Origin of the sequence: Streptomyces sp. SudanB52_2052 (assembly GCF_964272415.1) — a bacterium.
In the GTDB taxonomy this organism is placed as follows: Bacteria; Actinomycetota; Actinomycetes; order Streptomycetales; family Streptomycetaceae; genus Streptomyces; species Streptomyces olindensis.
Genome location: NZ_OZ186796.1, coordinates 2,250,030 through 2,272,245, shown reverse-complemented (window position 1 = coordinate 2,272,245; position 22,216 = coordinate 2,250,030). Strand labels below are relative to the sequence as shown.

The window sequence follows — 22,216 nt, the reverse complement described above, 5'->3', positions numbered from 1 at the left end:
ATACTCTTCCCGACCCGACGTGGATGCGGCAGCGGCCGCGATCAAGGGCATCTGGTTCCCGGTCAAGGGCTCCGTGAAGAGCCTTCCCGAGGTGCTGACACCCGACGAAACCGTTCAGGCCCTCGCCGTCGCGCACCACGATGGCGTGATGGGTGTGCTCGCCCTCACGGACCGCCGCGTGCTGTTCCGGGCGCAGGGCTGGACCGGGCAGCGGCTCGTGTCGCATGCCCTCGGCGAGATCATCGACCTGCACTGGACAGGCGGGCTGGGCCAGGGAGTGCTCACCCTGTCCGTCACCGGGTGGGCGGCCGAGTTCAAGAACATGGACAAGCGGGACGGCCAGAACCTGGCCGACCGCCTGCAGCAGTGGCGCCAGTGGTACGCCCAGCAGGTCGGCGTCGTTGGTCATCCCGCTCCCGGACAGCCTCTCGCCGCACCAGCCGTCGTTCACGCCCAACCGTTCACCGGCTCGGCACCGGCGCCCGTTCCTGTGCAACCGTTCACCAGCTCAGTATCGGCACCCGTTCCCGTGCAGTCCGGGCCGATCACTCCGTCCGCCGCCGCACCGCAGCACTCGTCCCGGCCTTCCGGCGGTGGAGGTCTCTTCGGCCGCCGCCGCAGGGAAGCGGAGGCGGAAGCCGCCCGCCTGGGAGACGAGCTGCATGCCCAAGCCGCCCAAGCAGAGGCCCTGCGGGCGGAGAACCAGCGCCTGCTGGCCGAACTCACCGCTCTCGCCGGCGCGGACGCGACGCGTTTGGTTCAGGAGACCGAGCGCCTGCGCCGCACCCACGCCGAGCACCTGACCGAGCTGCAGCGCATCGACGCCGTCCTCGACGCGAAAGTGGAGGCGGCCGCCGAACGCGCCGAGAACGAGCTCCACGGTACCCGGCAGCGGCTGCACGAGATGGAGGTACAGGCCCAGGAGGCCGAGCGCCGGCTGGCTGTGGCCAGAAGCGGTCTGGTCGTCACCGACGACCTGGTGCTGCTTCAGGAGGCCGGCATCTACGAGTACCGCCACCCGCTCGCGGACGCCGTCGCCTACAAGGCCGAATGCGACCGGATCAAGGAGCAGTACAAGGCGCTCACCAAGAACGGGCGGGCCGTCGTCGGAGTCACCGAATGGACGGTCAACGGCTCCGCCGCCGAGGGGCGCCGCATGGTGCGTGACTTCTCCAAGCTGATGCTGCGCGCCTACAACGCCGAGGCCGATGCCGCTGTACGGGGCATGAAACCCCACCGCCTCGCCTCTCTCATCGACCGGCTCGCGAAGTCCCGGGAGACCATCGCACGACTCGGCAAGACCATGCAGATCCGGGTGACCGACGAGTACCACCGGCTGCGTGTACGCGAACTGGAACTCACCGCCGACCACTTGGCCAAGATCGAGGAGGAAAAGGAACAGCGTCGCGAGGAGCGGGCGCGGCAGCGCGAGGAGGAGCGCTTGGAACGGGAGATCGCCCGGGAGCGCGCCCGGCTCGACAAGGAGCGCAATCGCCTCGTCCTGGCGCTGGACCGGGCCCGTTCCGCGGGCCAGGCGGACCCGTCCCAGATCGAGGAGCTGGAGCGGAAGCTCGGCGAGATCGATGCGGAGGAGGAGGCCATCAACCGCCGCGAGGCCAACAGCCGCGCGGGATACGTGTACGTCATCTCCAACATCGGCGCCTTCGGCGAGTCCATGGTCAAGATCGGTCTCACCCGCCGCCTCGACCCCATGGACCGCGTCAACGAGCTCGGTGACGCCTCCGTGCCCTTCCGTTTCGACGTGCACGCGCTGATCTACAGCGACGATGCCGTCGGCTTGGAACGCGCCCTGCACCAGGAGTTCGAGGACCAGAGGGTCAACAGGGTCAACGCACGACGTGAGTTCTTCCACGTCACCCCGGTCCAGGTCCGCGATGCCCTCGCCCGCTACGCGGGCCAGCACCTTCTGGAGTTCCATGAGGAACCTGACGCCCCCGAGTGGCGGGCCAGCGTGGCTCCGGCACAGGCGCACCGCTGACGGCTGACAGCCCACCGCGGGCAGCTGAGCTGCGGCAGGGACACCGGGCACGGTGTCTCCTGCCAGGCCAGCGGCCACCGGTACGACTGTCAGTGCCGCCAGGTACCCTCGAACGCATCGTCCACGCGGTCCGACGGGCTTCCGCTCCATCCCGGTGGAGTCACGAAGGACATGCCCCCACCCGCACGAGTCTTTTGGTGCTGCCTGGGGGATAGTCCTTGCTGTTCCGCGCGTCCGCGAGAGCCCAGGGCTTCGAGTGCCACTGGTCCGGCGTCATCATCGGTCCCGACCTGGTCTGGCGCAGCGACCGGTGGATCACGGACGTGTCGACCTGAGCTGCTGAGCTCTGTGAGGGAAGTGGTCGAACAGCGCGACCGACGCACCCGGCACCGTGCACCTCCGAGAGGACCTCACCCCGTCCGACTGGCGCGCGGCCCGCGAAAGCGGCGGCGAGAACCTCGTCCTGCCCGACGTGGACCGCCGGGCCGCCCGTGGGCTGAAGTTCTCCGCCGCCCTCCCGGAACGCCTCGCTGTGGCAACGGTGGCGGCACGCCTGGCCGACTTCGAGAGCGCCCGCTCGGTGCTCGGCGAACCGGCGCGCTTTCAGTACGACAGCTGAACCGGAAGACCTGTGCGAAGGCCGCTTCAGGCGGACGCCAGGTGTTCCGCGCGCCCCAACTGCTCCATCACCACCTGATGTGCCCGCCACCCGTCCGGAAACTTGGGCGGTACGTCCAGGTACACCGGGCTGCTACGTGGATGCCGGTCCAGCAGGTCCGTGATGCCAGCGCGGGCCACCACCACGCAGGCGAAGCGGTGGCGGGAGAGCAGGACGCATAGGCGGCCGGTCTCCAGGTGGAAGGCTGACGCGTCCTGGCGGCCGGACAGCGGGTGCCAGACGAGGGTGACGTCGAACTCGCGGCCCTGGAGGCGGTTGGCGGTGTCCACCGTGATGGATCTGAGGCCGCGTGCGGTGAGCCGGGAGCGGACCGCGTCCGCTTGGACCGTGCGTGCCGCGCCGATCGCGATGCGGGACTCCGTGAGCGGCTCGCCGTTGACCAGGGCGCCGCGCTCGAGGAGGCGGGCCGCTGTCGCCGCGAGGGCCTCGGCGACCTCCGGGTCGTCGTCCAGGGTGTGGCGGGCCGGCAGCTCCAGCAGGCCCCAGCCCGACTCCGCGGCGCGGGCCAGGACCGTGTCCTGCGGGGTCGTACGGTGTGCCGCGCTGCTGTACGTGAGGACTCGGTCGGCGGCCTTCGTGCCGGAGGTGAAGGGGTAGAAGGGGTAGAACGCCTTCTCCACCAGCGGTGCCGCCATCTCCGGCAGACGCCAGGAGACGGGCAGTTGGTGGCGCTCCAAGTCCTCGTTGTGGGCGAGGGTGACGTCGACGGCGTTGCGCAGCGGGTCCCAGGTCAGGCCGTGCCAGCGGTCGGTGTCCACGGTCGCGAAGGGGTCGAGCTGGCCCGGATCGCCCACGAACAGCACCCGTGAGTCCTCCGGTCCGAAAAGGGGCGCGGTGGCGAGCAGGGCATCCGACCGCATCTGGTACGCCTCGTCGACGATCGCCCAGCGCCAGGGATCGCACTTGTCGGGCTTCACGTACGACCACTTCTTCGCCGTGGAGACCACGACCGGCAGGTCGCGCAGGTCGGATATGTCCTTGCTGCCTGCCACGTTGGCGTGCTGCCGCACCCGCTCCGGCAGCGTGAAGGTGCTCGCATGCAGGCGGCCGAGCGCGAGGGCCGGGTACTCCCGCGCGATGTTGTCGACCAGGTCGTCCACCTGTTCGTTGGTCTGCGCGACGATCATCAACTGGTGACCGGCCGCCGTGAGGTGACCGGTGGCGCGCTTGACGAGGGTCGACTTCCCGGCGCCGGGCGGGGAGTCCACGACCACGCCGCGGCCGGTGGCCGTGTCCAGGCTGGACAGAATGCCCGCGACAGCCCGGTCGGCGAGGGCGCCGGGAGTGGCAGGGGGTTGGGTCTCCGAGGTTTCCGGGGCAGCGGTCATTCCCAGATCTCCTCCGCGTCCTCGTCGGTCGGTTCGTACGGCTCGGGCGGACCGCCGTGGGTCCACGGGGTGTCCTCCTCCGCGGGCAGGACGGATGGCATGGACTTGGGGTCGACCGAGGTGTACGTGACCGTCTCGCCGACCTCGGCCAAAGTGCCCGGCGGGGCCGGGGGCTTGCGCACTCTGTTGAAGCCGCCGTTCAGCTGGATCACCACGATGTGGCCCTCGCCGTCCGGCACCACCTCGACGATCTCCGCCTTCTGCCCGGGGCGCGCCGGACACTTGATCTCCTTGCCCTCGGAGAGCCTTACGGGCAGCTCGCTGTGCACGCTGATCGTCGGGCGCCACACCATTGAGCCGGGCCGCGCGCCGGGGGTGAAGCGGTCCTCGTCACGGGCCACGACCACTCCTGTGAACGCCTCACCCGACAACTCGTAGTCCGCCATCACCAGCGGGTCGTCGAACGCCCGCTCGGCGTCGTACCGCGCCATCGCCTCCTCCATGCGCGCCAGACGGCGGGCCGCGCCCACGGCGTGGTCTCGTCGGGCCTGGGGGCGGCCGTCCTCGTCGAGGTAGGTCGCGTACTCGCTGAACAGTCGCCGGTCGTACGTCCACCGCTCGGTGACGTGCCCGCCCTCGGGCAATTCACGCAGCAGGTCCGCCCCGCGCCATACGAGCTCCCAGGTCGGCAGCATCTGGCCGCGTAACTCGCGGTCGATCTGGCGGCCGACGGCCTCCCGGCCACGGTCGTCGCCGGCTTCGCCGTAACGGGACATCAGGTCGTGCAGCGTCTGGTCGAAGACGACGTCCGTCGCCGGTCCGGCCGGTGGAAAGCGCAGCGGATCCTCCGCCTCGCGGGCGGCCTCCATGCCGGTGAGTCCGTCGGGAGGGTCGATCCAGGCCAGCAGGGAGGCGAGATGGGAGTCCTCGGCAGGGCTCTGCCCGGTCGCCCAGTGGGCGGAGAGCAGCCGGGTCATGGCCTGCAGCAGGCAGGAGCCGGGGAACTCCGCCCGGTCCGCGAACCAGGTCAGCCACTTGCCGAGGGCGGGCACGGACGGGTCCACGGCGTACGGTCCCTCGACGGCACGCAGCCGGGTCAGCCGGCCCAGCAGCCGGACGTACGCGATGCCCTCGCCATTCGGGACCAGGAGCTGCGGCGCACGCAGGAAGCGTCGGCGCTCCTCCTTGTCCGCGCCGCGGCCCACGGTGTACGTCTCCGTCTCCGCCGTACGGCACTCGTCGATGTACGGCAGCAGCAGCGCGGCGAGACGTTCGGCGAAACGGAACCGTTCGGCTCGGTCCCTTGGTTGACGCACCGTCAGGAGAGTGGGACGTTCCCGGTCCGTTCCGGCGAGGGCGGCGAGTGGGGCGCACGCCTCACCGGCGAGGGTGAGGGGTACCAGGACGAAGGGGCGGTCGTCCAGGTGGGCGTGGCGTACGGTCGTCAGCCGTTCGGCGCGGCCCGTCTCGGTGGCCCGGAGCGCTGCCACGGCGGCGAGCGTGCTCATGCGACATCACCCCGGCGCACTCGGCGCAGCCGCTCCGCGGCCCGCAACCGGTCGACGGCGGCGGCCTCGGCGAGGCCGGGCGTGTGCACGCCCTCCAGGTACGCGAGGGCCGTGCGGGTGGAGTCGACGCCCGGAAGCGTGTTGCGGACCGTGCCTCCCAGCCGGGTGGGGGAGGCACAGGCGGTGGCCTCGTCCCGGCAGTAGCGGGCCATCTCGCAGAAGGACAGGCAGTCGGGTGTGTAGGAGGCGTCCAATGCGCCCACCGAGGAGTCCAGTTCGTCCTTGTCGCGGTCGGTGTCGAGGGTCGCCGACGGCGGTAACGCGAGCGCCAGGTCGTCGGCGCGGCGCAGCCGGGTCAACTGGAAACGCAGGGCGTCGAGTTCCTGGCGGAGGTCCACCAGGCGGCCGTAGGGGCGGTTGGAGAAGTCCTTGGGGCAGATGAGCAGGAACTCGTGGGCGATCTGCTCCGGGTCGAGGCTCAGCTCTTCGAAGGTGCGGTGCAGGGCGAGGACGGACACGGCGGCCTGCTTCGCGGTCTGCGCGACAGCCGTCGGGTTCGCCTGTCCGTCGATCGCGGGGAAGGAGCGGATTTCGGCTACGTAGAACTTCCCGTCGACACGGTGGGTCAGTGCCTGGGGCTCCAGATAGGCCGTCTGGCCCGCGACCTCCAGCGTCAGCAGCGGCCGGTCGAGGATCAGGCGCTCGTCGCTGCCGGAGGCAAGGCGCGTCAGCAGACTGCGGGTCTCCTTCGCGCGCCGGGCAAGGGAGGTGTCGCCGCCCACCTCGTTCAGGTCGGTGACCCCGGCCTCCTGCACGGGGATCCCGAGCTGTTCGCGCAGCAGCCGGATGAGTTCCGCGTACCCGCCCCACTTCACGAGAGCCTCGAACGCCTGCTCCCGGGCTATGGCGAAGGGTGACTGGCCGAAGCGCGGTTCGTAGCCCATGCGCTGGGCGAGCAGGGCCTTGTCAATGCCGGCGGCGTCCAGTACGGCACGGCGGGAGCAGGCCGGGTTGGCGGTGAGGGCGGTTATCTTGCGCGCGGTGTACGGCTGAGGGGGGCGCGGCCCGCGCAGGGCGGCGAGCCGGTTGCCGGGAGGCTCAACAGGGTGGTGCGGAGGCATCTTCTCTTCTTACCCGGTGATCTGACACGGTGTTGTGCGGTGGCGGCACGGAGGTGCCCGCTGGCTCTCCGGCCGGCTGTCAGTGGCTCCCGCCGCCCGCGTCGCGCAGGGCGTTGTGCAGCGGTGCGGCGCCGAAAAGCTGCTGGGCGTCGGTGAGTCGGGTGCGTGCGCGTTCCGCGGCAGCGCCTCGCTCGGCGTCGTCGGACTCCTGGTGGACCGTGGCCTCGGTGCGCGCCGCGGAGATCACTCGGGCCGGATCGAGGTCCTCGTTGTCGTACGCGCCGGGGATATTGAGCGCGAAACGGCGCAGCAGCTGCCAGGCGGCGTCCGACGGTGGGTGGCCGGCCGCGGTGAGTCGCTGGATCTGCTCGGCGGTTCCGACGGCATGGGTGAGGAAGTCGACGCGCGGGCTGAGCGGTCCGATGACGCGCCGCTGGAGCGGCCAGACCGACACGGCCAGCAGGCCACGTGCGGGTGTGAGCCGGTCGTGGGTGAGGGCCGCGCAGATGTAGTACGGGCGGGCGAAACCCTGGGCGTTGAAGGACCGCTCCTCGTCGCGGCGGAGCGAGGCCAGCTTGGTCGCGACGAGCGGTTCGCTGAAGAACGCCTCGTACACGGAGGAGATGAGTTTCGGAGCGGCGGGGGCGCCGAGCAGGGTGAGTGACTGGTGCACCTGCTCGCGGACGGGGACGGCGCCCTGAGCGGAACGTTTCCCTCGCGGTGTCGGCTGCGAAGGCGACACCGTCTCGCGAGTTGCCCGGGGGGCAGGTGCCTGCGACGGAGCTCGCAGCTCACTGGATGCGGCCTCGGCCGCATCCTCGGCGTCCAGCGCGTCTTCCCAGGCAGCCTCCACCTCGCGGAGTTCGCCGCGGATGCGGGCTGCGGCAGCGGCGTCACGAGCGCGGCGGGCCTCGCGCAGCCGGGCGCGCAACTGCGACAGCCGCTCCTCCAGATCCTCCAGCGATGCGGTCATGCGGGCAGCTTACCGATGCGGCCATTGAATTCCAAGCAGCTCCAATCTTTTCCAAAGTCCTGCGCTACGCTCGTTCGTGCGGCGCATCCGAGGTCTCGGCTGGGCCGGTCGAACTGTGCGCTCCAGCCGGAAAGGGGAGGACATGGCGTACGCCATGGCATGGCGCATGCCGCGGTGGATGACAGGGGACGAGAGCCTGGTCCGGGTCGGGCCGGGGACAGGAACGGGCGGTGACAGCTCCCACACCTGCCCGTCCCGTGACGCGGCCAAGGCCCGGCCGGCTGTCCGGGCGGTGGTGGCCTCCAAGCTGCCGCAGGAGCGCCTGGAGGACTTCACTCTCGGCCCGGTCTGCGACGCCCTGGACCTGGTGGAGTTCGAGGGCACGCCTCTGGAGCAGGCTCTCGGCGCTCTGGCCGACCGACGACGCCCCTTGCATCCCGGGCATCTCGCCTACGCCGAGCACGCCGTCCGGCTCTACACCGGCCGGTGTGACCGGCGAGGCCTTACACCGGTCAGGCCGTACTGGGTCGTGCGCCGGAACAACGGGCGGCGCTGGGAACTGTACGCCTGGTGGCGGCGTTATCAGTCGGCCGACGGCCGGCTGCGCGAGTACCGGCGGCTGAGGCACGCGGATGCGCGCGCGTCCGCGCCGGGCGAGATCGCCGTCGCCGCCTACTCCGCGGCCTTCGGCGTCAACGCCTCCTGGCCGCGGCGCTGGCAGCAGGAGTTTCCGCTGCATCCCGCGGCGTCGCGGGTAACGCACGTACGGATCGTCGAGGTCGGTCTGGGCGACGGCTCCGAGTCCGTCCAGTTCGAGGGCACCGTCGCCGAGGCAAAGGCGTACTACGACGCGCATGGCGACGCTCACGTCAGGAGCGTCGTCAACGGCGGCCCTCCGAGCCCCGGCTCCGCGTGCATCGACTGCAAGCAGTTCACGGGGTGCGGAACCGTGCACCGCTCGCCGGGCGTACTGGCCCTGCCCTCGTGCAGGCTGCCCCTGCGCAAGGTCTCCGTCAGCGACCTGCGCTATCACGCCGTGTGCCCGGCTCAGGGCTTCCTGCGCTCCCTGCACCTGCCGAAGACGGACGAGTACAGCAGCGCGGCCAAGCTCGGCCAGGCGGTGCACGCGTGGATCGAGAAGCTGCACCGACGGGAGGGATGGCCGCCCTGTACGGCCGCCGACATGCCGGCCGAAGGTGAGAACTGGACACGAGGCCGATGGCAGGTTCCCGACGAGCAGGCGGAAATCGGCCGGAGGATGCTGCTCCAGCACGTGGCCGCCTGCCCGTTCCAGGACTCCGGACTCATCGAGCAGGCCGAGTGCGAGCCGCTCCGCGTGGTCCACGACACCGCCGCGCAGGCCCTCGTCATAGCCAAACCCGACCTGCTCTACCGGGAGGGCGGCTCCTGGGTGTGGCGCGAACTCAAGACCACCCGCAAAGCCCCTCGGCCGGGCAGTGACCTCCTGGAGACCTACCCCCAACTCGCCTTGGCCGTAGTGCTGCTGGCGCGCGGAGCGCTGGGCGGCGACCCCAGCGGATCCCGGGTCGAGGTGGAGATCCTCCGGCCCGAGGATTCCACCCCGTACGTGATCGACCCGACCGACCCGCGGCAGGTTGCGAAGGCCGAGGCCGTGCTCCGACGGTACGCCGGCCCCTGGCGCGAGGACGACCAGTGGGAAGCCAGGCCGGGCCGGCACTGCCAGTGGTGTCCCGTGTCCCGGTGGTGTACGAGCGCCGCGACCGGCGACGAGGCGAGGGAGAAGCAGGGATGACCGCCCTGGACATGAGTGACGCACACACGGAGGGCCCCGCTCCCGGGTCGGCCGCGGAAGCCGCAGCGGCCGACCCGGGCTCGGACGAGTCCCTGCTGCGGCAGATCGCCGGAGCCCTGGCCTGCCTGTCCCGGCACCGAACGGTGCCGCACCCCGTCTACCCGGCCAAGGTGCAGAACGCCTACAACCGACTCGTCCTGCACTGCTTGCGCCGCGGTGAGCAGCCACCGGGCAGCATCCCGGAGATGGTCCGCTGGGCGTACGAGCGCCCCTTGCGTGCATGGCCCCTGGACCTGCCCGCGGAAGCCCGGGCGGTTGACGACCTGCTCGTCGACCCCGAGACCCGGCTGCCGCACCAACTGTGCCTCGAATGGGAGGTCGACGCTGTCGACCCGGCCGCCGAACTCTTCGAGAACCAGCGCATCCTCGAAGCCCTCGCCGAGTGCCGCGCCGCCAGGAACCCCGGGGCCTACACGGCCTTCCGGTCCCTGCTCACCACCAGGCCGGTCCTCACCGGCGCCGAACTCGCCCTGCTGGGCGGGGACCCCGCGTGCGGCATGCTCCTCCACCACGTCATCAAGCGGTGCTACGAGCCCGTACCCGCCTCCTACCGATGCGCCGACAGCACGTACCGGCAGTGCGGGCGCTGCCGCTGCCTGATGGTGCCCCTGCCCGACGGCGGCCACCGGTGCGAACTGGACCGCTGCCGCCGGGACGGCACGACCGACACCGGAAGCAGCCTGCGCGCCGACCAGGGCGGCCTCTACCAGCTCAGCCGCCCCCTGCGGATGTTCGTCACCAGCCCGGGACTCGCAGAGACCGACCTCGAAGCCGCCCTGCGGAGGAGGTTCGGCATCACCGCGGAGATGTGGCCCAACTACGACGCATACGACCTGCGCGTGCCCCTGCCTGACGGCCGGTTCTGGGCAGTGGACGTCAAGGACCGGGTCAATCCCGTCCAGCTCGCCCGCACCCTCACGCCTTTCCGCTCCGACCCGCCGTACGACCGGGCCTTCCTCGTAGTGCCCCGTTATCGCTTCCGGGACAACGAAGCGTACGGCCGGCAATTCCGGCGCCACCTGCCCGACGCCCTGACCGACCGCGTCACCCTCCTCGACGACCGGACCTTCCTGCGTCTGGTCGGCGACGAGCTCGCCGCTCGCCCGGGCACCCACTCCGACGCTACGGAAGGAGACCGCCATGCGTGACCGCAGTGGCTGGCACCGCCGCTGCTCCCCGCGGCAGCTGAACGAAGTATGGCCGGACGACCTCGGCTCCTTCCGGCCCGGCGACCTCCTCGACGTCGAACTCGGGCTGTACCTCCTGCAGAGCGTGACCCCCACCCGAGCCGCCATCGACGTCTGGCCGCTGCTAGGGGGCTACCCCTACAGCGAGGCGTTCGGAGACGTACGGTCCGACGAGCAGCGTCTGCGTATCCTGCGCGCCCGCCACCATCTTTGGGACCTCAGGCGCGGACGGGCCTGGACGGACGCGCTGACGGCGTACCTCGAGGTGCCGCAGCAACTGCGCGGATACGACCTCGACGACCCGCATTCCGTTCCACGCCGTCGGCAACCCTCCCGCGCCGCAGGACGGTTCGACGTCTTCGAGGAACTGCTCACCCAGCCGCCCGAGTTCGCCACCCGGAACCTCCCGCTCGCCGAAGCCGGCGAGTACACCTTCCGCGCACAGGACCGAGTGCACTCCGTGGAGTTCCCGCAGGATCTGCTGACCGGGACGGTGCCGCGCGCCCACGCTCTGGACGCGCTGCCCGGCGGGCAGGGCGAACCCATCGACGTCACGTGGGCGGAATTGGAGAAGGCCGCCGAAGCGATGGACTCCGCCGAAGCCGCGGCGCCGGACGGACACGGCAACGACTGGGCCGGACGGCTGCGCCGCGTCAAGCTGCTGGTACGCGACGACGAACTCGGCCGCTTCACCAATCAGGGGCGGCTCAGGATCGACCGGCTGCTGCACATGGTGGGCATGGTCGGCGCAGGCAAGTCCACGATCCGTGACATCCTCACCTACCACCTGGTCACCCAGTCCCCCCGCCGCGTCACGATCGTGGTCGGTGACGTCGCCGAAACACTCGCCGTCGTCGAGCAGTTCAACCGGCTCGGCGTACGGGCCGCGCCGATCCTGGGTCACTCCACCCGCGAACGCAACATCAGCCGGCTGCACCGCCGCACAGCTACCGCGGGAGCCGCGACCATGCTCGGCCACGACCACTCCGGGTTCGCGTACCTGAGCAGCGCCTGTCCCGTGGACGTGCTGCGGGGCCTGGAAGCACGCCGACCTCTCGGTATCCGGGAAGCGCCCTGCCTCGGCCTGTACACCGTCCCGGATCAGGAGGAAGCCGCAGTGACGGACCCCCTGCTCGACGAGGAGTACCTGGCCGCGGAGGCCACCGCCACCGAAGACCGCCCCAAGCCGCAACGGCGACTGTGCCCGCTGTGGCACCGATGCCCCCGGCATCGTGGGGCCCGGGACCTCGTCGACGCCCGCGTCTGGGTCGGCACACCGGCCGGCCTGGTGCACAGCTCCGTGCCGCAACACCAGCACGACGAGCAGCTTCGCTATCTCGAACTCGCCTGCCGGCTCACCGACCTGATCATCGTGGACGAGGCCGACCGGGTGCAGATGCAGCTCGACGCGGCCTTCGCCCCGGCCAGCACCCTGGTGGGCAAGTACCCCAACTCGTGGTTCGACGAGGTCGCCGTCCACAAGGTGCAGCAGATGGCGCGTGACGGACGACTCCAGCTCTCCGCACGCGACGTCGACGACTGGACCAACGCCGTCAACACCGTCAGCGCCGCCACCGACCGGCTCTACGCCCTGCTGGTGAAGGACGACCAGCTCAGGCGCTGGATCAGCGTCGACTACTTCAGCGCCTACACACTGCACAATCTGCTGCTCGACAGCTGGTTCCCCGGCCGGGCCCAGGGCGAGCAGCCACCCCCGGCAGCACGCACGCTGGACGACGCCCTGCTGCGTTTTCGTGACGACCCGCTGCACGAACAGCCGGACCATGGCGACGACGAGGTGACACCTCTGGTGAACACCTTCGTGCACCTCACCCTGGAACTCCTCCACGCGCCCCAGGGCGCCCGCACCCGCGAACGGCTCCGTGACACGCTCACCGGCATCGTCGGCCAGCACTCCAGTGCCCTCGCGCGGACCGGGATCGACGTACAGGCCCGGCGTTTCGAGTTCACGCTGATCCTCGCCGCCCTGCACAGCCGGCTCGACTTCATGACCACACTCTGGCCGCGTGTCGAAGCCGCCCTCCACCTCGAGAACGCATCCAACCAGCTCTCCCGCAGGCCACCCAAGGACTACGAGCCGGTCATCCCCGAATCACCCATGGGCAACGTCCTGGGCTTCCAGTTCCGCCTCGACGACCGGGAACGCGACGGCGGTCGCAGCGGCGAGCTCCGCTTCTTCCACTGCAACGGCGTGGGCCGGGAACTGCTGCTGCGCCTCGGCGACCTCTCCCTGGTGGACGGGCGGCCCGCCCCACACGTCCTGCTCATGTCCGCCACCAGTTGGGCCGGCACCTCCGGCAGGTACCACCTGCACACGGAGGTCGGCGCCGTGCTCCGCCCCCTGGACGACGAGGTCGCGGCCGTCCTAGGCACCGAGTTCCGCAAGGAGTTCCTCCACTGGCCCGGCGGTGACCAGCCCCGGCCCGTGCGCCTGTCGGGTTGCGACCCCGAGGAACGCCCGCAGGCCCTCCTGGAAATGCTGCGGCAACTGGCCGTTCCCGACCGCAGCCTGCCCGGCTCGGTCAGCATGCTGGACACCGAACTCCGCGAGATCGACGACGAGGACCGGCGTCGCGTTCTGCTTCTCGTCGGCAGCTACGAGGAGGCACGCCGGGCCGCCGAGTACCTCAACCAGATCCCCGAGTGGAACGGCCGCGTCGTCCAGCTGGTCTCCGACGACGCCGACGCGGACACCGCCTGGAACCGGCTGCCCGAGGACACCGCGGTGCGCACCCTCACCCGCGGCGACGTGAAGTCCTTCCCCGCAGTGGGCGGAGACCTTCTCGTCGCCCCGCTCCTGGCGGTCGAGCGCGGCCACAACATCGTGCTGCCCGGCGGCAAGGCGGCGATCGGGAGCGTCTACTTCCTGGCCCGCCCCCACCCCCGGCCCGACGACATCACGCTCGCCATCCAGTCCATCAACGACTGGGCGGTGCGGCACCTGCGCGACGTCGGCGGAGTCTTCACCCAAGGTGTCCTCGCCGGGGCCACGCCCCACGAGGCCGCCATCGGCTTCCGCAGTCGCGCTTTCCGCCAGTGGAACCGTTACCTGACCCGCCGCCTGGCCTGGTCCAGCCTCCGCGACGACGAGAAGACCGCCTTCACCTGGGACCAGCTCGTGGTGATGTGGCAGGTCATCGGTCGTCTCGTACGAGGAGGCGTCCCCGCGCGAGTGGTCTTCGTCGACGCCGCGTTCTCCCCCCGGGAGGCCGGCTTCCAGTCCACCGACACACCCGACACCAGCCTGCTGGCGAGCATGCGCGCCGTGCTCGCGCCCTACTTCGACGACACGGCCGACGGCACAACGGCCCTGGAGCCGCCGGCGCTCGACAAGTCCCTCGTACGGGAGCTGTACGAGCCGCTCTACCGCGCCCTTGTGGACATGGGCTGACAGCAACACCCGCCGAAGACCCCCGACTGCCCGCCCGACCGGCCGGCACGCTCAAGAGGAGAACCGAAGGATGACATATCAGCACGTACGCGCGGCGGCCTATGCGCCCGACCCGGCACAGGGGCCGTTCAAAATCCCCCTGCACACGCTCTGTCTGCCCGCCGGCTGGGAGGGACCACTCCAGCGGCTCCGCGAGCACGGGCAGGGCGAGGGGCGGAGTAGGACGTACCGCAGGGTGCCCACCCAGCAGATCAACCAGCTCATGCGCGCCACCGCCCCGGACGTCGTCACCGTCGACTCCACGGCCACCTTCGGCGCCGACCGTCCCTGGCTGTACTGCGCGCGGCCCTATCCCGCACCCGTGACAAACCTCTACGTCGCCACGTGGCTCAAGAGCTTGCGGCGCAACGCGGACGACCCCGAGGCCACCCGGCTCCTGCTGGACTGCTTCCGCGACCTGGACACCGGCTCCCTGAACTGGCAGCCCGCCGAGGTCGACCTCCTCGAGCAGGACCTGTCACCGGGCGGCACCGCTCTGCCCGCCCCACACGTGTACCGACTCCTGCCCGACGAACTGGCGGCCCGCATCGCCCGGCAGGAACCGTACGAACATGGAGGCCGCCGCCTGACCTTCCACCAGGTGGCGGGGGTGAGCGGTGCGCGCGGCGTCGGAAGCGGTGGCGCGGAACTGATGTCGTGGCCGCCGATCCAGTACGTCCCCGGGAAGGGCGATCGCCGCCCCGCCTACTACTCGGCCGTCATCCGCGTCACGGTACGCACGGTCCCCTTCTCCGCGGTGCCGCGGGTCCACCTGAGCGCCGGTGTCCGCCGATTCGTCACCGGGAAAGTGTTCATGCCCTACCGGAGGGGGGTCTCGGTGTACCTGCGCCCGGATGCCTCGCTCGTTCCGGATGGCCCCGTACCGCAGCGCTTCTCGGTGGCCATGCTCCAGTGGAGGAACGGGACGACCGACTGGCGGCAGGGTGGCACCGAGGGCATGCTGGCCGCCGTCACCGCCCTCGACGCCCTGCCGTCGGCGGACCGGCTCATCAAGGAGGCCGACTACTGGATCGGTGAGGGCGGCAACGGCCGCGACGGCATCCGCTTGGCGGTGGGCCACCAGGCCGCCATGGGCAAGCACCTCATCAATACCGGACTGATGCCCAGCGAGCGACGCCGTCTGATCGAGTGGGCGGAACAGGCCCTGGCGCCCGAATTCGTCCCGGTGCCGAAGCTGGAGCGCAGCCGTTACGCCCGGCCACCGCGGCGTCACCTCGCCAAGCTCCCCTCCGTCCCGAAGAACGCCACCCCGGAGAAGAAAGCGGAGATCCTCGCCAAGTCGGCGCCGCTCTCGGCAGAGAACGCGGCCGTGCGCCGGCGCACGCTGGCCGCGGCGCTGGACGGCACCGACCTGGTGGGCGTGGTGCTTCACCAGACCGACGACCAGAGGGACCGGATCGTGGCCGCCGCCGAGAAGGACCTCGGTCTGGAGGCCCACCGCCGCGAGCAGGGCCCCGAGACCTGGGAGTGGCAGGCAGAGGAGCTGACCGTACGACTGCACGCACGACCGCTGGGCCTGCTGGGAGCTCCGCTGGGCGGAGACCGTGTGCCGCGCGCCGGGCGCGAGCACGACGAGGCCATCGGGGAGCGGCGCACCCGGGTCGCCGAGGCGATGGCGTCCCTTCGCACCTCGGTCCCCGGAGCCCAGATCGCCATCGTGGAGCTCGAGTGGGAGCCGTTCAAGCGGGAGAAGCGTCGGGCCGACCCCAAGCACGCCATCCGACTCGGCTGCGCGGACGCAGGCCTGGTGACCCAGTTCATCCAGCCGCTGGACGCCTCTTTGGAGAAGGACAAGGCAGAGGAGGAGGCGGCTCTGCGTGCCGAGGCGGCCTGGGCGGACGCTCTGCGCCAGACGGGTATGCGGCTCGTACCCCAGCACACCCTCGGGGAGCTCTTTCCCGAGGGCCTGAACCAGGTCGCCTTCCACCTGGTGGAACGCCGGCACGACGGCCCCACGGGCAAGGCCCAGTTCACCCCCATCGCCGTGTTGCTGCGCCCCGGTGCGAAGTGCGTCCTCGGCCGCAGTGCCGACATGCACGAATGGGTGCCGTATCCGGAACTTCTCAAGGGCCTCACCGGCCGTGTCAGGGGCGAGGACTGCCAGACAGTGGCGCAACAGTCGGCCCTCACCGCGGCTTTCGTCAAGAACACCCTGTCCGGGCTCCGCAGCTCACCCACCCTCGTCCTGGCCCACGCCCAGGACCTCCGCAAGAGGTGGCCGTGGCTCAGGAACGACGGTCTGGAACAGGACCGGATCGGTCTCGACGGCGGGCCGTCGCAGAGGATCGGGCTCTACGGAAAGCAGCTGCGGGTCGTCCGAGTCGCCGACAGCGACCGTGACGAGACCGCCCAGTGGTGGGCGGAGCGGGAGGAGAACGACGAAGAGCTGGCAGGGCAGCAGCGCGGCGGCTTCACGATGGGTGTGTGGCTGCCCCGCGCACCCGGCGAGTCCGGTCGGGTCTTCTACAGTACGGCCGACAAGGCGAGCACGCAGACCAAGCTGACGAACGACGACGCGAAGCTGACGCCGCACGTCAACGCCAAAGGCAGGAATGCCTATCGTCCGACGGCGAACGGCTGGAACCCGGAGCTACTCGAAGTCACCGTTGCTTGCCTGCAGCCGGGTGACGATCCCGAGGCGTGGGCAGCCTTCGTTCATCAGCAGAGGTTGTGCAGGGACGATTACCGGGACGTGCTCGGTCTTCCCTTGGCGCTCCACCTGGCCCGGCTTGCCGACGAGTACGCGCTGCCACACGATGACGAGGAGGCCGTGGACCCTTTGCTGGAGGCGGCAGCCGACTCGAAGGCGTGTAGGCCTGGACAGCTTTCCTTCCACTTCGACGAAGACGCCGACGATGGAACGGCGGAAGCGACCGAGTGACGCCACGCTGCTGCGGGAACTCGATGGTGAAGGCGTCCGGATCGCTGCGTATCTCGTGGACAAGGCACCGGCCCGCCCCTGGCGTATGATGCGGCTGACTATCGTGCCGCGGTCGCCCGCACACAAACGGCCCTCAGCCCGGCCGCGTCACCGAGGCACCTTGGGACCCTGAGCTGCCCCGCGCCATGACCGAACACGGCATCGCCGTGGTCGAGGAGAACTGGTGGCCGCTGTCGAGTGCGTGGTTATTTTGGAGCCCGCCGCGAAGAGCCTCTGACCTGCTGGCTCCCTGATTCCTGGGGCTCGGTGCCCGGGACGGCGCCCTTCGTCGCGCGCCAAATCTTGCCCATGGAGTTCTTAGGCAGCGCGGAGACGAAGTCGACCGCGGTGGGGACCTGGTGCGGGAGGAGACGGGCACGGCAGTGGGTCGCCAGTCCGCTGCGGGCACCGGGGTACGGGCGACGACGGTGGCCCGTGCGCGTTCGCCGGTCGACAGTGAGTGGCTTGCGTGCACGGCGGGCGTTGTCGAGGCGAGTCGGCCGTTCCGAGTCGCCATTGCATAACCCATGGCAACTCGGCTCCTTGTCGGCCGGTGCGGGCGCAGTGCGTTCTCCGGCTGCCCGAGGCGCGTGGCGGCGACTGGAAGGAGGTCGAGGACGCCCTGCGCCGCAGGATCCCGACGGGGTACGGGGTCTGTGACGTGGAAGGGGGAGCTCCTCAACCGTCTCTTCGAGAACGCCACCCCGTAGGCCAGTCACCGTCGTCGCTGTTGTTCTCGACGTGCAGTCGGCGGGCCCGGCTGGTGCTTCTTCGGTCCGAGGTGCTCCTCCAAAGCCGCCAGTACGTCGTCCACCGGCCCGAAGGTGAGCATGGCGGTCGTTCCGCCGGCGACCTCGCCGCGCAAGGGGGAGAGGGCGTCGTGTGCCTGTGCCGCGAGGGACGTGTCTTGGAGTTGGAGTGCCGTGTGTGCGGTCACGGCCCAGAGCGCGTCGTAGAGGTGGTCGGCGGGGGGTGCCGGCAGGGCGGCGGCGGTGCGGCGGGCCGCTGCGGTGTTGCCGCGGGCGAGGTCGATGAGGGGCTGGGCCCAGGGGCGGTAGGGGCCCCAGTCGAGGGCGGGGTCCGTGGGCGCGGGGCGTGCGTGACGCAGGCGGAGTGAGAGAAGCGCGAGCGGGAGGACGCCGGCTTCGACCCCGGGCATGCCGGCGCCGGCGAGGTCGGTGGCCAGGGTGCGGTAGGCGTGAGCGACCTCGGCGGGGTCGCTCGATCGTTGGGCCAGCCGCATGGTCCGGAAGGCGGCGGTGAGCGTGTGGACGAGCGGGGTCTCGTGCAGGGTGGCGAGCCGCTCGGCCGCCGTGACGTGGTGGTGCGCGGTCTCCATGGCCGTCTCGCCGCGGGCCGCGCAGACCTGGATCCTGATCAGATGCCCGAGGATCTCGAACATCGGCAGATCGTGCCGGGCGGACAGATCGATGAGCTCGCCGGCGATCGTGTCGCGTTCCGCGGTGCGCCCGGGCTGCTGGAAGGACTGCACGAACCGGGCGTTGAGGGCGAGAGCCAGGATGCCCGGGTCGTGGAGTTCCCGGGCCAGGCGCTCGGCCTCGGTCGCCGCTTCGGCGGCCCAGCGGTCCCTGGTGCCGCGGTGTTCGAGCCCGACGGTGGCGAGGAGGCGTGCGCGCAGCGCGGGCGAGGCCCCCGGCCCGAGTCGGTGCAGGGTGCGCCGGGTTGTCGCGACCAGGGCCTCGGACCGTTCGGGATCGTCAGGGCGGGTCCAGACGGTGGGGACGTCGTAGGCCGCGATCACACGGGCGGTCAGGTCGGGGTCCCCGGTCCGTTCCGCTTCCGCGACGGCCGCGGCACGCTGTTCCTGGGCGAGGACCAGGTTGGTGCCGCCGGTGACCGCGGCGGCCCTGGCCACGGTGCTCATCGAGCGCAGCCTGGTGTAGGTCCCCGTCGCCTCGGTGCGGGTGAGCAGGCGCAGCCGGTCCTCGTCCGGGGACGTGGGCGTGAGGTGGGGGGCGTGGCGGAGGATGTCGCGTTCCAGATGGTCGAGGCTCTCCGCCGACGCCAGTCCGAACCGCTCCAGCAACCTCGTCCGCGCGCCGCGCAGCGAGGCCAGCGCGTCGACCTGGCGGCCGGCCTGGTAGAGGGCACGGGACAGCAGGACCCAGGCGTGCTCGCGCCACGGGTGTGTGGTCGCGAACGCTTCCAGATCCGGGACGAGGGGCGCGCCTCGCCCGAGGTCGAGCACCGCCCGGGCACGTGACTCGACGGCCTGCCGGTGCAGTTCGGCCAGGCGGGCGCGTTCCGGGGCCAGCCAGGGGGAGGCGTCCAGGTCCGCGTACGGCTCGCCCCGCCACCACGCGAGCGCGTCGCCCAGCGCACGGGCCACCTCGCCGGCGGTGGCGGCGCGCACGGCCTTGAGGGTGTCCTCGAACCGGTGGGCGTCGACGTGCGCCCGCGGAACGCGCAGGGCGTATCCGGTACCGACGGTCTCGATGACTCGCGAGCGGGTGCGCGGGGGACGATCCGGTTCGAGGGCGCGGCGCAGTTCGGCGACGAAGGTGCGCACCGTCCCGGCGGCTGTGGGCGGGGGATCCTCCCACAGATCGGCCACCAGCGCCGGGAGCGGGACGGCCCGGCCGCCGGCGGCGACCAGGCGGCCCAGCACCTCGCGGCGGCGTCGGCTGCCCACCGCCACGGGACGGCCCCCGGCGTCCGTGACCTCGATCGGTCCGAGCACCTCGACGCGGATCTCCATGGGCTCATTGTCGTCCCGCGCCGGCCTCGGACGGGCGCCGCTGATCCCCTGCTGATCCGGCTGTCCGATCCTCCTCTCGTTCACCCGTTCACAGGTGAACGGCAGTGGCGCACGACGTTCGGAGAAGGAGACGACGATGGGCATCACCCTTCCGGGATTCACCACCAGGTCGATCGGTGTGGCCGACGGCATCGAGCTGAACGCGGCGGTCGGCGGGGAAGGGCCGGCGCTCGTGTTGCTCCACGGCTTCCCCCAGACCCACCTGATGTGGCGGCATGTCGCCCCCGCCCTGGCCGCGCACCACACCGTGGTCTGCCCCGATCTGCGCGGCTACGGCGCCAGCAGCAAGCCGGTCCCGGTCAGCGAGGACACCTACGCGAAGCGGACGATGGCCACGGACATCGTCCGCCTGGCCGACGCACTCGGGTTCGACCGGTTCGCGCTGGTCGGGCACGACCGTGGCGCGCACGTCGCCTTCCGGGCGGGCCTGGACCACCCGGACCGGATCACCCACCTGGGAATCCTGGACATCGTGCCCACCCTGGACACCTGGAACGTCCTGCGCGGCGTCCACGCGGCGGTGGGTTTCCACCTCTATCTGATGGCCCAGCCGCCCGGTCTGCCCGAGCGGATGATCTCCCGCAGCGCCGACGCGTTCTTCGGCCACTTCCTCGACACCTGGTCCACCGGCTCCGACGCGATCCCGCCGGACGTACGTGCCGAGTACCTGCGTGCCTGCCGGGGCGCCGTCGCGTCGATCGTCGCCGACTACCGGGCCACCGCGACCGTCGACATCGCACACGACCAGGCCGACCTGGACGCCGGCAACCGCCTCACCATGCCGGTGACGGTGGTCCAGCAGGACTGGGGCGGGCAACTGGGCTTCGACGCGGCTGCCGTCTGGCGGCCGTGGGCCACCGACCTCCGGCACTTCACCACCGAGGCGGGCCACTTCATGGCCGAGGAGGCCCCCGAGGACATCGCCGCCCTGATCCTCGACCTGGTACAGCGATAACCGCCCCGGAGCCGCCGGCGGCAGGCGTGGCACCGGGCCCTGCGGCTGTACCCGTGGTGCGCGCACCTGAGTGAGGGGGGTCGATCACCGGTGTGACCGCCCCCTGCCGCGTCCGGTCGGCCACCCGGATCACCAGCCGTTGACGCGGGGCCAGTACGCCTGGATCACGGGGGCGGGGCCGGCTGCCCGGCCGCTGTCGATGACGTGGTAGCCGTGGTGCTGGGCCGCGGTGGCGCAGGCGTGGTTGGGCAGGACGCGCAGGCGGGTGCCCACCGGCAGGTCGGGCAGGCGGGCGCCGTCGCGGACGGTGAGAGTGCCGTGCTCCTGGCTGGCGGCCGTCATGACCAGGCCGGGGACGAGGGTGCCGTCCAGGTCGGTGACCAGACCGTAGCCCTGGTCCTGCGGCTGGGCGGCGGTGCCGCGGTCGCGGGACATGGCCATCCAGCCGCCGTCGGTGAGGATCCACCCGTATTCGGGCCGGTGGCCGATGACGGTCACGACGACGGAGAGAGCGAGGTCGTCGAGGCCGCAGACGCCGAGACCGGCCATCACCAGGTCGAAGAAGACGTAGTTCCCGGCGCGCAGTTCGGTGACTCCGGTGAGGTCCTCGGCGGCGTGGGCGGTGGGGGTCGAGCCGACGCTGACGGTGTGAACGGGCAGGCCGGCCGTGCGCAGGCGTTCGGCCGCGGTTACGGCGGTGTCGCGTTCGTTCCGCGCCGCCAGGAGCTGGTCATCGGCGGTGTGCGCGAAGTAGGACTCGCCGGCGTGGGTCAGGACGCCGTCCAGACAGCCCGCCTCGTGCAGCACCCTGCCGATCTCGAGGAGTCGGGGCGCGTCGGGCTTGAGGCCGCCGCGGTGACCGTCGCAGTCGATCTCGATCTGGGTGGGGAGAGGCAGACCGGCCCCTTGGGCGGCTTCCGCGACGGACACGGCCTGCTCGAGGCTGTCCAGCAGGACGCGCAGGCGCACACCGCGGCGCAGCAGCGCGATCACACGGGGGAGTTTCTGCGGGGCGATGCCGACGGCGTACGTGATGTCGGTGTAGCCGCCGTCGGCGAACGCCTCCGCCTCGGCGAGGGTGGAGACGGTGACCGGGCAGGGCGGCGCGCCCTCGTGGAGGAGGGCGGCGACGTCGAGGCTCTTGGCCGTCTTGACGTGCGGGCGCAGGGTGACCCCGAGGCGGTCGGCCCTGTCCCGCAGGCGGGCGATGTTGCGCAGGGTCCGGTGGACGTCGACGACGGCGAACGGGGTGTCCGGGTCGGCCAAGGTCCGTGCGCCGGCTGGGCTCGTGGTGCCCGCGGGACTGTTCACAGGGGGACGTCCATGTTCTCCGCCCTTTCATGTGGCGTAGGTGCGAACGATGACGCCGGTGTCCGGTGTGATGAGACCCCGGTTGGATTGTCCATCTAAACTCTGGACTCGAAGTCTAAGCAGGCAGTCACCGGCTGTCCAGCGCGGGCC

12 protein-coding genes and 2 pseudogenes are annotated in these 22,216 nt (G+C 71.1%); 8 read left to right on the top strand and 6 right to left on the bottom strand.

Annotation, left to right across the window (positions count from 1 at the left end; genetic code table 11):
• The first annotated feature begins 19 nt into the window (after positions 1-19).
• From ACSUPV_RS09940 to ACSUPV_RS09930, 3 genes and pseudogenes are all read left to right on the top strand, one after another.
• Positions 20-1,999, top strand: coding sequence for a DUF4041 domain-containing protein (locus tag ACSUPV_RS09940; RefSeq protein WP_436947335.1), 1,980 nt, complete (start codon positions 20-22; stop codon positions 1,997-1,999).
• A 242-nt stretch (positions 2,000-2,241) separates the two neighbouring features.
• Positions 2,242-2,322, top strand: a pseudogene (locus ACSUPV_RS09935) (DNA/RNA helicase domain-containing protein); the annotation flags it as partial.
• A 68-nt stretch (positions 2,323-2,390) separates the two neighbouring features.
• Positions 2,391-2,618: pseudogene (locus ACSUPV_RS09930) on the top strand (DEAD/DEAH box helicase); the annotation flags it as partial.
• A gap of 26 nt (positions 2,619-2,644) precedes the next feature.
• Here the strand turns inward: ACSUPV_RS09930 and ACSUPV_RS09925 are convergent.
• The 4 genes from ACSUPV_RS09925 to ACSUPV_RS09910 form a co-directional block, all read right to left on the bottom strand.
• The gene (locus ACSUPV_RS09925) at positions 2,645-4,006 is read right to left on the bottom strand and encodes an AAA family ATPase (protein WP_436947334.1); all 1,362 of its coding nucleotides are present in this window, start codon (positions 4,004-4,006) and stop codon (positions 2,645-2,647) included.
• Entirely contained in the window at positions 4,003-5,514 is a 1,512-nt protein-coding gene (locus ACSUPV_RS09920) for a hypothetical protein (protein ID WP_436947332.1), read from the bottom strand. Before ACSUPV_RS09920 ends, ACSUPV_RS09925 begins: the two co-directional genes overlap by 4 nt.
• On the bottom strand, positions 5,511-6,635 hold the full coding sequence (locus ACSUPV_RS09915) for a hypothetical protein (protein ID WP_436947331.1): 1,125 nt from the start codon (positions 6,633-6,635) through the stop codon (positions 5,511-5,513). The genes ACSUPV_RS09920 and ACSUPV_RS09915 overlap by 4 nt, the downstream gene beginning before the upstream one ends.
• A gap of 79 nt (positions 6,636-6,714) precedes the next feature.
• Positions 6,715-7,608, bottom strand: coding sequence for a hypothetical protein (locus ACSUPV_RS09910; protein ID WP_436947330.1), 894 nt, complete (start codon positions 7,606-7,608; stop codon positions 6,715-6,717).
• A gap of 142 nt (positions 7,609-7,750) precedes the next feature.
• Between ACSUPV_RS09910 and ACSUPV_RS09905 the strand changes: the two genes are divergently transcribed.
• From ACSUPV_RS09905 to ACSUPV_RS09890, 4 genes are all read left to right on the top strand, one after another.
• A complete protein-coding gene (locus ACSUPV_RS09905; RefSeq protein WP_436947328.1) occupies positions 7,751-9,382 on the top strand; it encodes a PD-(D/E)XK nuclease family protein in 1,632 nt (543 codons plus the stop codon).
• 11 nt (positions 9,383-9,393) lie between these two features.
• The gene (locus ACSUPV_RS09900) at positions 9,394-10,590 is read left to right on the top strand and encodes a hypothetical protein (RefSeq protein WP_436947327.1); all 1,197 of its coding nucleotides are present in this window, start codon (positions 9,394-9,396) and stop codon (positions 10,588-10,590) included.
• Positions 10,583-14,041, top strand: a complete 3,459-nt coding sequence (locus tag ACSUPV_RS09895; RefSeq protein WP_436947325.1) for a signal recognition particle — start codon at positions 10,583-10,585, stop codon at positions 14,039-14,041. Before ACSUPV_RS09900 ends, ACSUPV_RS09895 begins: the two co-directional genes overlap by 8 nt.
• Before the next feature lie 70 nt (positions 14,042-14,111).
• Positions 14,112-16,982, top strand: coding sequence for a pPIWI_RE module domain-containing protein (locus tag ACSUPV_RS09890; protein ID WP_436947324.1), 2,871 nt, complete (start codon positions 14,112-14,114; stop codon positions 16,980-16,982).
• A 754-nt stretch (positions 16,983-17,736) separates the two neighbouring features.
• On the opposite strand, the gene ACSUPV_RS09885 is transcribed toward ACSUPV_RS09890, so the two are convergent.
• Entirely contained in the window at positions 17,737-19,740 is a 2,004-nt protein-coding gene (locus ACSUPV_RS09885) for a BTAD domain-containing putative transcriptional regulator (protein WP_436947323.1), read from the bottom strand.
• Positions 19,741-19,876: 136 nt separating this feature from the next.
• Between ACSUPV_RS09885 and ACSUPV_RS09880 the strand changes: the two genes are divergently transcribed.
• A complete protein-coding gene (locus ACSUPV_RS09880) occupies positions 19,877-20,755 on the top strand; it encodes an alpha/beta fold hydrolase (protein WP_037761661.1) in 879 nt (292 codons plus the stop codon).
• A 129-nt stretch (positions 20,756-20,884) separates the two neighbouring features.
• On the opposite strand, the gene ACSUPV_RS09875 is transcribed toward ACSUPV_RS09880, so the two are convergent.
• Complete coding sequence (locus tag ACSUPV_RS09875; protein ID WP_037761662.1) at positions 20,885-22,066, bottom strand: DSD1 family PLP-dependent enzyme; 1,182 nt, start codon at positions 22,064-22,066, stop codon at positions 20,885-20,887.
• Positions 22,067-22,216: the final 150 nt, after the last annotated feature.

Coding starts and splice junctions, on each gene's coding strand:
- ACSUPV_RS09925 (WP_436947334.1), bottom strand. CDS start 4,006: ATGACCGCTGCCCCGGAAACCTCGGAGACCCAACCCCCTGCCACTCCC.
- ACSUPV_RS09920 (WP_436947332.1), bottom strand. CDS start 5,514: ATGAGCACGCTCGCCGCCGTGGCAGCGCTCCGGGCCACCGAGACGGGC.
- ACSUPV_RS09915 (WP_436947331.1), bottom strand. CDS start 6,635: ATGCCTCCGCACCACCCTGTTGAGCCTCCCGGCAACCGGCTCGCCGCC.
- ACSUPV_RS09910 (WP_436947330.1), bottom strand. CDS start 7,608: ATGACCGCATCGCTGGAGGATCTGGAGGAGCGGCTGTCGCAGTTGCGC.
- ACSUPV_RS09905 (WP_436947328.1), top strand. CDS start 7,751: ATGGCGTACGCCATGGCATGGCGCATGCCGCGGTGGATGACAGGGGAC.
- ACSUPV_RS09900 (WP_436947327.1), top strand. CDS start 9,394: ATGAGTGACGCACACACGGAGGGCCCCGCTCCCGGGTCGGCCGCGGAA.
- ACSUPV_RS09895 (WP_436947325.1), top strand. CDS start 10,583: ATGCGTGACCGCAGTGGCTGGCACCGCCGCTGCTCCCCGCGGCAGCTG.
- ACSUPV_RS09890 (WP_436947324.1), top strand. CDS start 14,112: ATGACATATCAGCACGTACGCGCGGCGGCCTATGCGCCCGACCCGGCA.
- ACSUPV_RS09885 (WP_436947323.1), bottom strand. CDS start 19,740: ATGGAGATCCGCGTCGAGGTGCTCGGACCGATCGAGGTCACGGACGCC.
- ACSUPV_RS09880 (WP_037761661.1), top strand. CDS start 19,877: ATGGGCATCACCCTTCCGGGATTCACCACCAGGTCGATCGGTGTGGCC.